Here is a 12,473-nt window from a genome sequence, read left to right as displayed (position 1 = left end):
AAGACTAGAGGCCCCACGCCTTCGCGATCCGGATCAAGCTGTCCTGCCGGGTCGCCGGGTCGTAGACCGAACCGGCCAGGATCAGCTCGCTCGCGCCGGTCCGCTCGACGAGCGCGTCCAGCCCGGCGACGACCTCCTCGGCGGTCCCGGCGAACTGCGTGCCGGGCAGTGAGCCGAGCACCGCCCGGTCCAGGTCGGTCAGCTCCCGGGTGGCCGCGGTCTCCGGCGAGACCATCGGGCCGAGCCGGCCGGTCCGCAGGCTCAACGCCATGATCCGGCTGGGACCGGCGAGGTAGTCGGCCTCCTCGGTGGTCTCCGCGGCCAGGACCGAGGCGCTGACCATGAGGTGCGGCTCGGACCAGCGCGGCGACGGCTGGAAGCCCTCCCGGTAGAGCCGGGCGGCGGTGTCCACGTCGGAGCTCATCGCGAAGTGGTACGCGTAACAGAACGGCAGGCCGAGCGCGGCGGCGAGCTGCGCGCCGTAGGTGGAGGACCCGAGCACCCAGACCTCCGGGTAACTCTCCGCCGCCGGGGTCGCCGACAGCCGGGCCGGCGCGGTGGCCCGGGCGTCACCGAGCAGCGACATCACGGTCTGCAGGTGCTCCGGGAACTGCTCCACGGTCAGGTAGGGCGACACGCCCCGCAGCGCGGCCGCGGTGGCCTGGTCGGTGCCGGGCGCCCGGCCGATGCCGAGGTCGATCCGGTCCGGGTAGAGCGCCTCCAACAGGGCGAACTGCTCGGCCACCACGAACGGCATGTGGTTGGGCAGCATCACGCCGCCGGAGCCGACCCGGATGTTCCGGGTGTTCGCGGCGACGGCTCCGATCAGGACCGGCGGCGCGGTGGAGGCGACGGCCGGCATGTTGTGATGCTCGGCGACCCAGAACCGGGCATAGCCCAGTTCGTCCGCGGTTCTGGCGATCTCGATGGTGCCGCGCAGGGCGTCGGCGCTGCCGTGCCCTTCACGGACAGTGGCGAGATCTAGGACGGAAAGCGGGACGCGGCGTTCTGGCACCACTCGAACATAGCGCGGCCGGCACTCAGTGCAAACCCAGCCAACTCACAGTTAGACGGGGATGAAACCGCAGGTCACCGATGTTGTCTGGAGTGCGGGCCACAAGCCCGCAAGCCTAAGGAGTGGATGTTGTCCAGCCATCACAATGGCCTCAAGACAGCGGCTCTGCTGGGTGTGCTCACGGGTCTCATCCTGACCGTGGGCTACTGGCTGGGTGGCAGCGGCGGCCTGGTCGTCGCCGTGATCATTTCGCTGGCCACGAATGCTTTCAGCTACTTCTACTCAGACAAGATCGCTCTGCGATCGATGGGCGCGCGGCCGGTGAGCGAGGCCGAGTTCCCCGAGCTCTACACGATGGTCCGCGAGCTCGCGACCGAGGCGGGTCAGCCGATGCCACGGCTCTACGTGTCCCCGGCGATGCAGCCGAACGCGTTCGCCACCGGGCGTGATCCGCAGCACGCTGCGGTCGCGGTGACGGTCGGCATCACCCGCCTGCTGACCCTGCGCGAGCTGCGCGGTGTGATCGGCCACGAGCTGTCGCACGTCTACAACCGCGACATCCTCATCTCCAGCGTGGCGGCCGGCCTCGCCGGCATCGTCACGATGCTCGCCCAGCTGGCGTTCTTCCTGCCGTTCACCAGCTCCGACGACGAGGACAGCCCGAACCCGGCCGGCCTGCTGCTCATGATGATCCTCGGCCCGCTGGCCGCGTCGATCATCCAGCTGGCGATCAGCCGGAACCGGGAGTTCCAGGCGGACGCGTCCGGCGCCACGATGACCCGTGACCCGCTCGCCCTCGCCAGCGCCCTGGAGAAGATCCACTACGGCACGCAGAGGATGCCGCTGCCGGCCGAGGGCCAGCTCACCTCCAGCGCCCACCTGATGATCGCCAACCCGCTCCGGGGCGGCGGGATCGCCGGGCTGTTCTCCACGCACCCGCCGATGGAGGAGCGGATCCGCCGCCTGCACGTGCAGGCGTCCTTGGTGAGGTAGGGCACCACTGGGTTATTTCAGTTCTGTTAACCAGGCCTCCGGCGTTAGCCTCGAAACGCGTTTCACCCGTTACCGAAGCTGATTCCGGAGGCCTGCCCGTGACCGCGTTGCGTCAGTACCTTGGCGTGTGGCAACTACCGGGCGGACGGGTTCTGCTGGTGGTCGGGATCCTCGCCCGGCTCGGTATCGGCATGACACCGCTGGCCCTGTTGCTCCTGGTCGAGCAGACCACCGGGCGGTACGCGGCGGCCGGTCTCGCCGGTGGCGTCTACGCCCTGGCCGGCGCCGCGCTGAGCCCGATCGCGGGACGGCTCGCCGACCGGATCGGGGCGGCGCCCATCCTGCTGGCGACGGCCGTGCTGCACCCGCTGGCGCTGGGCGCCCTGGTCCTCGCCAGCCGCGGCGGCGCCGGCAATCTGCCGTGGATCTTCCTGGCGACGGCGGTGGCCGGGGCGACGTACCCTCCGCTGACCGCGGCGATCCGCCGCGCCTGGACCGACATGACCGGCGCCAACGGTCTCCGGCAGGCCGCCCTCGCCGCCGAGACCTCCCTGTTCGAGCTGGTCTTCGTCCTCGGCCCGATGCTCGTCGCCGCCTTCATGGTGATCAGCGGCGACCCGGCCTCGGCCCTGCTCAGCGCGGCCGTCGCCACCCTCGTCGGCACCCTCTGGATCGCCCGTCTCCCCGTGATGCGCCACCGGGCCGGCCACGGCGCCGACCACGCCGCGAAAGGCCTCGGCCCGCTGCGCGCCGACGGCTTCCCGCACCTGCTGATCTGCGTCACCGCCCTCGGCGTGGCGTTCGGGGCGGCCGGCGTCATCGTCCCCGCCTATGCCGGCCAGCACGGCGGCGGCGACAGCATGGGCGGCGTCCTCCTCGGCGTCTGGGGCGTGGGCAGCGCGATCGGCGGCATCTGGTTCGGCACCCGCCGCCCCGCGATGGCGCTCACCCACCAGTTCGCCTGGCTGCTGGCCGCGGTCGGCACCAGCTTCCTGATCCTCGCGCTCATGCCCAGCCCGATCTGGCTCGGCGCCGCCCTGGTGATCGGCGGCGCCACCCTCGCACCCGCGCTCACCGTGGAGAACAACCTGGTCGGCCGCCTCGTCCCGGCCGGAATGCTGAACGAGGCCTACACGTGGATGGTCACCGTCTCGGTCTCCGGCAGCGCCGCCGGCGGAGCCATCGCCGGCGTGATCGTCGACCAGCCCGACGGCCTGCCCTGGTCCTTCGCCTTCGCCGGAGCGGTGGTCCTGGCCGCGGCGGCGGTCGCGGCCCTGCCGCAGGGCTCGATGGCGCGAGCAGATCGGCTCGCCGCCGAGCAGTGGGCGACTTCAGGGGTACGGTCCTAGCCGTCCCCGACAGCACCCGAACTGTCCCCGAGAGTCCGCGCGACCACGCGCCCGGCCCCAGGCCGTCCGGCGAGTTTCGCTACCGCTGCACGGCTGGGCCCTTGCGCTCCCGCGCACACTGGTGGTCATGGGAACGATCCAGGATCCGAACCCGGACCGGGAGTGGCTGAAGCGCTCCTACGTCGAGACGAACTCCAACCCGTTCTCCTTCTCCTCACAGACCGACATGATGGGCGGCATCGTCGAGGGCACCGGCATGAGCCGGATGGCCCGGATCGGCCGGAGGGTGTTCAAGATATCCGCCCTGATCATCGTGTGGTCGATCGCGCTGGCCGGCCTGGCGGGCCTCGTGCGGGAGGCGCTGTAGTCCCGGGCGCTCCATACGCCGTCCTCGGCGGCTGCCGGCGGCTGCCGGCGGGCCGGGCGGTCGGGCTGGGCCGGGCGGTCGGGCTGGGCCGGCGGGCCGTGGATCGTGGAACCTCGCGTGCCCGCTGGCGCTCAGCGTCGTCCAACCGGCCTGTGACAGCACTGAAAGCCAGCCGGCCGGCGTGAGCTGGCTCCCAGCGCTGTCACCGGACGATCCAACAGCACTGTGCACCAGCCGGACCAGCCGGCACCCAGCGCAACAACACTCACCACCAGCCGGACCGGCCGGACCGGCCGGACCGGCCGGCGCTCAGTGCTGGTCCGGCATGTGTAGTTCGGGTGCGGAGCGCGCCTGAACTGCACACGCGGAGATGCGAGATCAGGAGAGGGCGTCGAAGAGGAGCTGGGGCGCGAACCCCAGCGCCACCGCTACCGCGACCGCCGCCACCAGCGTCACCGCCACCGGGCGCGGGACCGGTAGCCGGGGGTTCACCGCCGCGTTCACGAGGGCCGGGTCAGCCACGGACAGGCCCACCCGGGCCGGAACCGTGTAGAGGGCGGCGGAGACGCGGACGTAGTACGCCAGGGCGATCACCGCGTTCAGTACCACGATGCCGGCCAGCCAGGTCCAGTTCGCGTCGACCAGGGCGTCCACCACGGAGAGCTTCGCGAACAAGCCTGCCAGCCCGGGTGGCAGACCGGCCAGGCCGGCCAGGGCCAGGACCAGTGCGGCGCCGAGCCAGGGACGGCGACGGGCGGCGCCCCGGTAATCGTCGATCGCACCGCCGTCGGCGCCCGGGCGGCGCAGGGACACCACCACGCCGAAGGCGATCAGTTCGAGGACGACGAAGAAGGCGGCGTACGCGAGGGCGGCCACCACACCGGGTTCGCCGAGCGCCAGGGCGGCCAGGATGTAGCCGGCCTGGGCGATCGAGGACCAGGCGAGCAGGCGCACCATGCGGGACTGCCGGAGCGCGACCAGGTTGCCGATCGTCATGGTCAGGATGGCGAGCAGGATGACGACGGCGCGGGTGTCGAGGCGGGACACGACTGCGGCCAGGGCGAGGACGCCGCCGAGTTTGGAGGCGGTCGACAGGTAGGCGGCCACCGGCACCGGGGCGCCGTCGTAGGTGGCCGGCGCCCAGGCGTGCAACGGGACCGCGGCGACCTTGAAGGCGAGGCCGATCACCAGCAGGGCGGCGCCCACTCCGGCGATCGGGGCGAACGGGGCCGGGGCGGGACCGAGCAGGGCCAGGTGTACGGCGCCGGTCGCCGCGTAGTTGAGCGCCACCCCGAGCAGGGCGATCGCCGTGGAGACGACGCTGATCAGGAAGAACGTGACCGAGGCGGCGGCCGGGGCGGTGCTGACGCGTTCGCCGGGTGCGAAGCGGCGCAGGCCGACGAGCACGTAGAGCGGCAGGGTGAGCGTCTCGAGGCCGACGATCAGGGTGATCAGGTCACCGGCGTAGGCGACGGTCACGCCGCCGGTCATCGAGCAGGCCAGCAGGAAGCAGAACTCGCCGGCCGGCGCGACGCCGAGCCGCAGGGCGGGCAGCGAGAACGCCAGCACCCCGGCGGTCAGGCCGGCGAAGAGCACCGCGGTGGTGGCCGCGGCGCCGGAGGGTATCCAGGAGCAGCCGCCGGCGGCGCAGAACGTGGGGTCGGCGCCGTTCGTCAGCAGGGCGCCGGCCGCGGTGGCGAGCGTGCCGAGCAGGGTGACGCCGGCGGTCACGGCACGGCGGCCGGTGAAGAGGTCGGCAAGCAGAGCCAGAATCGCGGTACCCGCGGCCATATAAAGCGGGATAAGGGCGAAATGACCGACGGCCTGACTACTCATGGGCGGGCTCCGAGGGAAGCGGCACGCGGCGCGCTGGGACGGGCGGCGCTGCTCACGGGCGGCCACCTCCGAGGAGAGAGACGATCGGCAGGTCGGTTCCGGAGAGGATCAGGGCCGGGGCCACGCCGACGACCAGGGTGAGCAGCACCAGCGGCGCCCACGCGACCCACTCCCCCGCGCTGATCGCCGAGCGCGACGACCGTACCGCCGGGGTTGCCGGACCGTGCGTGACCCGCCGCAGCAGGCGCAGGAAGTACGCGGCCGTCAGCGCGCCGCCGACGGCCGCCACGACGCCGCAGGCCACCCAGAACGGGTGGCCCCGCTGCACCGCCGCGACCACCGCGAACGCCTCGCCCCAGAAACCGGCCAGACCCGGCAGGCCGAGCGACGCGATCGCGGCGAAGCCGAGCAGGCCGGCCAGCCGGGGCGAGCGTTCGCGCAGGCCGCTGAGCTGGTCGAGCGTGCCGGTCCCGGTACGGTCCTTGATCGTCCCGACCAGGAAGAACAGCAGCCCGGTGATCAGGCCGTGCGCGACGTTGCCGATCAGCGCGGCCTGGATCCCGGTGACCGTGAGGGTGGCGATGCCGAGCAGCACGAAACCCATGTGCCCGACGCTGGAGTAGGCGATCAGCCGTTTCAGTTCGCGCTGCCGCAGGCAGATCAGCGAACCGGCGAGGATCGCCACGACGGCCAGCACCGCGAGCACCGGCGCCGCCCAGGCCGCCCCGTCCGGCGCCACGCCGACGCCGACCCGGATCAGGCCGTACGTGCCCATCTTCAGCAGCACGCCGGCCAGGATCACCGAGCCGACCGTGGGCGCCTCGGTGTGCGCGTCGGGCAGCCAGGTGTGCAGCGGCCAGAGCGGCGCCTTGATCGCGAACGCCACCGCGAACAGGGCGAAGACCAGCCACTGCGTGTTCCGGCTCAGCGGGAAGGTACCGGTCAGGTCGCCGGTGCCGGTCTGCGACACCACCGTCACCACGCCGATCAGCAGCAGCACCGAGCCGGCCAGCGTGTAGAGGACGAACTTGCGGGCCGCCCGCCGCCGGTCCGGCCCGCCCCAGCCGGCGATCACGGCGTACATCGGGAGCAGGACCACTTCGAAGAAGATGAAGAAGAGGATCAGGTCCAGGGCCAGGAACGTGCCGAGCACCCCCACCTCCAGGACCAGGAGGAGGGCGGCCAGGGCGCGGGCCCCGGTCTTGATCGTGTACGCGCAGCAGAGCAGCGTCAGCAATCCGGTGAGAACCACCAGCGGGTACGAGATCGCGTCCACGCCGAGGTGGAACTCCAGCCCGAGGGCCGGCACCCAGGGCACGTCGAGGTTCAGCCAGGGCACCAGACCCGGCACACCGTCGACGGAGAACCAGCCGAACTCGTCCGGGACGACCACCGGCACGGCGAGCGTCAGCAGGAACGTGACGGCCGCGAAGACGGTCGCGACGATCCGGGCCTGCCGGTCGCGGGCGGCCGGGAGCAGCGCGACCACGGCGGCGCCGGCGGCCGGGACGGCGAGCATCGCGACGAGCAGGAACGACCAGGAGTCGGTGGTCAGCGTCATGCGAGCGCCCCCAGCCAGGCAACGATGCCGAGGACCAGGCCGCCCAGCAGGACCAGCAGCGCGGCGCCCGGCAGGGCGATCCGGTGCACCTCGGCGAAAAGGCCGCCGAGACCGCGGGTTCGGGCGCCCGCCCCCATCACGGCGGCGTCCACGATCTTCTCGTCACCGGTCGTCACCCACCTGGCGAGGTAGCGCACCGGGACCACGACGTACCGGTGCTGGACGGCGTCCAGATGGAAGCCGTCGGCGAACAGCGGGCGGGCCCGGCCGAGGGCGAGCGCCGGGTCCGCGCCCGGAACCGCCCACCAGATCCACCAGGCCACGCCGGCGCCCGCGACGAGCAGCAGCATCGGCAGCGCGACAGCGACGCCGAGGTGCGGGTCCTCCAGCTCCAGCGAGGTGCGGAAACCGGGGGCGTAGGCGGCGAGCCCGAGCAGCGCGGACGGGACCAGCAACACCAGCAGCGGCCCGCGCATCGGCCACGGCGGGTCATGCGGGGTGCGCGGGACCTGGTAGCGGGCGTCGTCGAAGCCGATCTCCCAGTCCGGCCCCTCCGGACCGTGCTCCCGGGACACCCCGAAGAACGCCCGGAGCAGGAGTCTCGTCGCGTACCAGGCGGTGATCCCGACCGCGAGCAGCGCGGCCAGCCAGACCACCCACCCGGCCCAGACCGGGATCGGCTCGGTCCCCTCGGTGGCGTGCGCGGCCGCGGTCAGCACCGTCTCCTTCGACCAGAAGCCGGCCAGCGGCGGCACGCCGGCCAGCGCGCCCAGCCCGATCACGAACGACCAGAACGTCACGGGCATCGACGTGCGCAGACCACCCATCCGGGACAGCAGCCCGGAGCCGACCGCGTGGATCACCGCGCCGGCCGCGAGGAAGAGCAGCGCCTTGAAGGCGGCGTGGGTGAGCAGGTGGAACAGCGCGGCGGCGGGCGAGCCGACCGCGAGCGCGGCGGTCATGTAGCCGATCTGGGAGACCGTCGACCAGGCCAGCACCCGTTTCAGGTCGTCCTGCGCGGTGGCGGCGAGCGCGCCGAGCAGGATCGTGATCGCGGCCATCAGGCCGAGGACGGCGAGTGCGGCCGGTGACTGCTCGTAGAGCGGGTAGAGCCGGAACACCACGTAGACGCCGGCCGCGACCATCGTCGCGGCGTGGATCAGCGCGGAGATCGGGGTCGGGCCGGCCATCGCGTCCGGCAGCCACGTGTGCAGCGGGAACTGGGCGCTCTTGCCGGCCACCCCGGCCAGGATCAGCAGCAGCGCGGCGGTCAGCGTGCCGGCGTCGTACGGATAGGTGGTCACCTGGTCGAGCCGGGTGCTGCCGGCCTGCGTGATCAGCACGGCGATGCCGAGCAGGAACCCGACGTCACCGACCCGGGTGACCAGGAACGCCTTCCCCGCGGCGGCGGGCGCTTCCGGCAGCCGCCGGTCGTGGCCGATCAGCAGGTAGGAGCAGGCGCCCATCACCTCCCAGCCGACCAGCAGGACGATCAGATCGTGCGACGTGACGACCAGCAGCATCGCGCCGGTGAAGAGGCTGACCTGGGCGGCGTAGGGCGCGTACCGGGGGTCGTCGTGCAGGTAGGTGACCGAGTAGACCTGCACGAGCAGCGCGACGAGGCTCACCGCCAGCGCGACGTAGACCACGGCCGGGCTGATCGCGACCCCGAAACTGACCGCGAAGTCGCCGAACCGCGCGATCTCCAGCCCGGTCTCGAACGGTTCGCTGCCCGCGACGAGCAGCCTGATCGCGAGGAGCAGCGCGGCCGCCGCCCCGGCGATGCCGAGACCGGCGGCGATCCGCCTGCGTGGTCCCGCGCCGTCGCCGGCCGGCAGCAGGAGTCCGAGAAGACCACAGAGCAGGGGTACGAGGGGAAGCAGCGGCCCGGCGACGTCGACGCTCACCCGGCCACCCGTTCCTCGTCGTCCCCGGAGAGTGTGCCGTCCCCGGAGAGCTCGGTGTCCAGCCGCACCTCGTCGGTGATCACAGCTTTCCGCATCCGGTAGTACTGCAGGACGATCGCGAGGCCGACACCCACCTCGGCGGCCGCCAGCACGATCACGAACAGGGCGAAGACACCGCCCGTGCCGGGGGTGGCCGCGCCGGGCCGGGCCCACGACTCGATCGCGACGCCGGTCAGCGCGGACCGCAGCGAGACGTCCGCGGTCACCAGGATCAGGTTCACCGCGTTGAGCATCAGCTCGACGGCCATCAGGACCAGGATCGCGTTGCGCCGGCGCAGCACGCCGTAGACGCCGAGGCCGAAGAGCAGGGCGCCCACCACGTACGGGATGACGACGTGCATCAGGCGTCCACCCCCTCCTCGACCGGCCCCTCCCCGACCGGCCCCTCGCCGGGCAGGCTCGTGCGGGCGCCCACATCCGGGCGGGACAGGATGATCGCGCCGACCAGCGCCGAGAGCAGCAGGATCGAGAGCACCTCGAACGGCAGCACCCAGGCGCCGAAGATCTGCTCGCCGACCCGCTCGGCGGTGCCCGGCTCGGGCTCCGGGTAACGCACCCAGTGGAACGCGTCGGCGAACAGGGCGGCCAGCCCGAGGCCGGTCCCGCCGCCGATCAGGATCGCCGGGAAGGCCGGGCGGTCCAGGTCGGCCGAGGGGCCGATCGGCGCGCGGGTCAGCATCACCGCGAACAGCAGCAGCACGACCACCGCGCCGACGTAGACCAGGACCTGCACCCAGGCGACCAGCTCCGCGCCGAGGACCAGGTAGAGGCCGGCGATCGCGCCGAGGCTCACCACCAGGTAGAGGCCGGACCGGACCAGGTGGCTGCTGGTCACCACGAGCGCGCCGGAACCGACCGCGAGCGCGCCGAGCGCCAGCAGCAGCACGTCGGAGACGGTCACGGGGCCTGCTCCGGGGAGGCGGCGTCACCGGGTGGCTTCGGGACGGCTCGCGCTGCGGTTGCCGGGGGCGCCGCCCGTACCGAAGAAGGTCTTGCGGTCTTGGCGGCAGTCGCCGCGCCGGGGCCCGCGGCCTTGCGCGCCGCCGTGGCCTCCTCCTTGCTCGGCTCGCCGAGCACGTCGTGTGCCGGCGGCGGAGGCACGGTGCGCATCCACTCCCCCAGCCGGTCCTTGTCGTGCAGCAGGGAGAGCACGTCGGTCTCGGCGTATTCGAACTCGGGCGTCCAGTGCAGCGCGTCGAAGGGGCAGACCTCGATGCAGATGCCGCAGTACATGCAGAGGGAGAAGTCGATGTCGAAGCGGTCCAGCACGTTGCGCTGACGGGCGCGTGCGGCGCCCGGGACGACGACCTCCTCCTTGTGCGAGTCGATGTAGATGCACCAGTCCGGGCACTCGCGTGCGCAGAGCATGCAGACGGTGCAGTTCTCCTCGGACAGGGCGATCACGCCGCGGGAACGTGGGGGCAGGTCGGGCTCGACGTCCGGGTACTGCTGGGTGGTGGACCGCTTGGTCATCGTCTTGAAGGTGACCGCGAGCCCGTCGAGCAGGCCCTTGCCGGGCACGTCGCGGCCGCCGTTATCACTCACAAGGGCATATCCTGCCCGGTCCGGGCGGGCGACGCGACCTCGGCCCGCCCGATAATTCCGCTAGGTCAGGGCCTTCACGGCGACGGTCAGGACCAGCTGGGCCAGTGAGACCGGGACCAGGATCAGCCAGCAGAGGCGTTGTAGCTGGTCCTCGCGCAGGCGCGGATAACTCACCCGCAGCCAGATGATCACGAAGGACAGGGCGAAGATCTTCAGCAGGGTCCAGAGCCAGCCGAGCTGATCGGCGAACGGGCCGTGCCAGCCGCCGAGGAACAACACCGTGGTCAGGGCCGCGATCACGACGATGCCCACGTACTCGGCGAGCAGGAAGAACGCGAAGCGCAGACCGGTGTACTCGGTCATGTAACCGAAGACCAGCTCCGAGTCGGCGATCGGCATGTCGAACGGCGGGCGGCGGATCTCGGCGAGGCCGGCGATGAAGAAGACGAACGCGGCCGGCGCCTGCCAGATCAGCCACCACGGGCGCCACGCCTCGACGATGCCGGGCAGGCTCAGCGTGCCGGCCGCCATCGCGACACTCGCCGCCGCGAGGACCAGCGGAAGCTCGTAGCCCAGCAGCTGGGCCGCGCCGCGCACGCCGCCGAGCAGGCTGTACTTGTTCGCCGAGCTCCACGCCGACATCAGCACGGCCACCACGCCGATCCCGAGCACCGCCAGGACCAGGAACAACCCGATGTCCAAGCTCTGGGCGACCAGGCCGCCGGGTCCGAGCGGCACGGTCAGGAGCACGATCAGGTACGGGAAGAGCGCCACGATCGGGGCGAGCCGGAAGACCGCACGATCAGCCTCGCGGGGTGTGACGTCCTCCTTCTGCACGAACTTCACGCCGTCGGCGACCAGCTGGGCCCAGCCGTGGAAGGCGCCCGCGTACATCGGGCCGACCCGGCCCTGCATGTGCGCCATCACCTTGTGCTCGGCCTGTCCGACCACGAGCGGGAGCACCAGGAAGGCCGCCATCACGGCGACCACCCGGATCAGCAGGTCCAGCCAGAGCGGCATCAGCTCGCCCCTCGTTCCGGGCGGCTCCGCTTCGGGCCCCACTCGTTCGGGTCGGGGACGCCCGGCGGCCGCATCGGGGCACGCTTCGCCGTGCCGCCTTCCGACTCACCCGGCTCCTTCGCGCCCGGCCACGGCTTCGCCACCCGCGCGGCCAGCACGAACTCCTTGCGCAGCGGATGCCCCTCGAACTCCGGGGGCAGCAGCAGCGGGCGCAGCCCGGGATGACGGGCGAACGCGATGCCGAACATCTCGTGCGTCTCCCGCTCGTGCCAGTCCGCGCCCGGATAGAGGTCCACCAGCGACTCGATCTCCGGCTCGTCCCGGGTGATCCGGGTCCGCAGCAGCATGCCGTGCCGGCGCCGCACCGACCAGAGGTGGGCGACCACCGTGAAGCCCTCGTCCAGCTCGTCGACCGCGGACAGCCAGTCGAAGAAGTCGCAGCCGACCGCGCCGGGGTCCCGGGCCATCTCCGCGGCGAACCACCAGCGGCCCACCGGCACGTCGATCACCGCGCGGGCGTGCCCGGGACCGCCGCCGGAGACCCCCGCCGTCGCGTTGAGCGGAAGCTGGTCGGTCGCCAGCAGGGTGACCATGCGGTCGCCGACCTCTTCTGGCGTCATGCGCCACATCCTATGGTCGCCGGAGGTCGTCGCAACGTTCCCCCGTGCACGCGCGTGTATTCCTCGCGGCGACGCCAGCAAGGTGCTGGCCGAGCACAGCTTCGCCTGCTCCTGGCCGCCGGTCCGCAAGGAATTCAAACCCCGGAGCTGCTCGGGAAGAACGTGGAATTCTGGGACCGGTACCAGGCGGATCCGGCGGA

At 72.1% G+C, this 12,473-nt stretch carries 12 protein-coding genes; 3 read left to right on the top strand and 9 right to left on the bottom strand.

Annotation, left to right across the window (positions count from 1 at the left end; genetic code table 11):
* Positions 1-4: 4 nt before the first annotated feature.
* Complete coding sequence (locus tag AMIS_RS02905; protein WP_014440693.1) at positions 5-1,018, bottom strand: LLM class flavin-dependent oxidoreductase; 1,014 nt, start codon at positions 1,016-1,018, stop codon at positions 5-7.
* A gap of 123 nt (positions 1,019-1,141) precedes the next feature.
* On the opposite strand from AMIS_RS02905, the gene htpX reads away from it, so the two are divergent.
* The 3 genes from htpX to AMIS_RS02890 all read left to right on the top strand — a co-directional run bounded on the left by htpX (position 1,142) and on the right by AMIS_RS02890 (position 3,724).
* Positions 1,142-2,008, top strand: a complete 867-nt coding sequence (gene htpX / locus AMIS_RS02900) for a zinc metalloprotease HtpX (RefSeq protein ID WP_014440692.1) — start codon at positions 1,142-1,144, stop codon at positions 2,006-2,008.
* Positions 2,009-2,106: 98 nt separating this feature from the next.
* Entirely contained in the window at positions 2,107-3,357 is a 1,251-nt protein-coding gene (locus AMIS_RS02895; RefSeq protein WP_014440691.1) for an MFS transporter, read from the top strand.
* Between the two features lie 127 nt (positions 3,358-3,484).
* Positions 3,485-3,724, top strand: a complete 240-nt coding sequence (locus tag AMIS_RS02890) for a hypothetical protein (RefSeq protein ID WP_014440690.1) — start codon at positions 3,485-3,487, stop codon at positions 3,722-3,724.
* A gap of 378 nt (positions 3,725-4,102) precedes the next feature.
* On the opposite strand, the gene AMIS_RS02885 is transcribed toward AMIS_RS02890, so the two are convergent.
* From AMIS_RS02885 to AMIS_RS02850, 8 genes are read right to left on the bottom strand one after another with little or no spacing between them, the layout of a single operon-like run.
* Complete coding sequence (locus AMIS_RS02885) at positions 4,103-5,560, bottom strand: NADH-quinone oxidoreductase subunit N (RefSeq protein WP_014440689.1); 1,458 nt, start codon at positions 5,558-5,560, stop codon at positions 4,103-4,105.
* Between the two features lie 52 nt (positions 5,561-5,612).
* Complete coding sequence (locus tag AMIS_RS02880; protein WP_014440688.1) at positions 5,613-7,121, bottom strand: complex I subunit 4 family protein; 1,509 nt, start codon at positions 7,119-7,121, stop codon at positions 5,613-5,615.
* Positions 7,118-9,028: an NADH-quinone oxidoreductase subunit 5 family protein gene (locus AMIS_RS02875; RefSeq protein ID WP_014440687.1), complete on the bottom strand. Its 1,911-nt coding sequence runs from the start codon at positions 9,026-9,028 to the stop codon at positions 7,118-7,120. Before AMIS_RS02875 ends, AMIS_RS02880 begins: the two co-directional genes overlap by 4 nt.
* Positions 9,025-9,429: an NADH-quinone oxidoreductase subunit NuoK gene (gene nuoK / locus AMIS_RS02870; RefSeq protein ID WP_014440686.1), complete on the bottom strand. Its 405-nt coding sequence runs from the start codon at positions 9,427-9,429 to the stop codon at positions 9,025-9,027. The genes AMIS_RS02875 and nuoK overlap by 4 nt, the downstream gene beginning before the upstream one ends.
* Positions 9,429-9,989 carry an NADH-quinone oxidoreductase subunit J family protein gene (locus AMIS_RS02865; protein WP_014440685.1) on the bottom strand — a complete coding sequence of 187 codons (561 nt, stop codon included), beginning with the start codon at positions 9,987-9,989 and terminating at the stop codon, positions 9,429-9,431. Before AMIS_RS02865 ends, nuoK begins: the two co-directional genes overlap by 1 nt.
* On the bottom strand, positions 9,986-10,633 hold the full coding sequence (locus AMIS_RS02860) for a NuoI/complex I 23 kDa subunit family protein (RefSeq protein WP_014440684.1): 648 nt from the start codon (positions 10,631-10,633) through the stop codon (positions 9,986-9,988). The genes AMIS_RS02865 and AMIS_RS02860 overlap by 4 nt, the downstream gene beginning before the upstream one ends.
* 60 nt (positions 10,634-10,693) lie before the next feature.
* Complete coding sequence (locus AMIS_RS02855; protein WP_014440683.1) at positions 10,694-11,653, bottom strand: complex I subunit 1/NuoH family protein; 960 nt, start codon at positions 11,651-11,653, stop codon at positions 10,694-10,696.
* Entirely contained in the window at positions 11,653-12,273 is a 621-nt protein-coding gene (locus tag AMIS_RS02850; RefSeq protein ID WP_041829529.1) for an NADH-quinone oxidoreductase subunit C, read from the bottom strand. Before AMIS_RS02850 ends, AMIS_RS02855 begins: the two co-directional genes overlap by 1 nt.
* Positions 12,274-12,473 lie beyond the last annotated feature (200 nt).

Origin of the sequence: Actinoplanes missouriensis 431 (assembly GCF_000284295.1) — a bacterium.
GTDB lineage: Bacteria > Actinomycetota > Actinomycetes > Mycobacteriales > Micromonosporaceae > Actinoplanes > Actinoplanes missouriensis.
The sequence above is the reverse complement of the archived record's forward strand: the minus strand, read 5'-3'. Positions and strand labels throughout refer to the sequence as shown.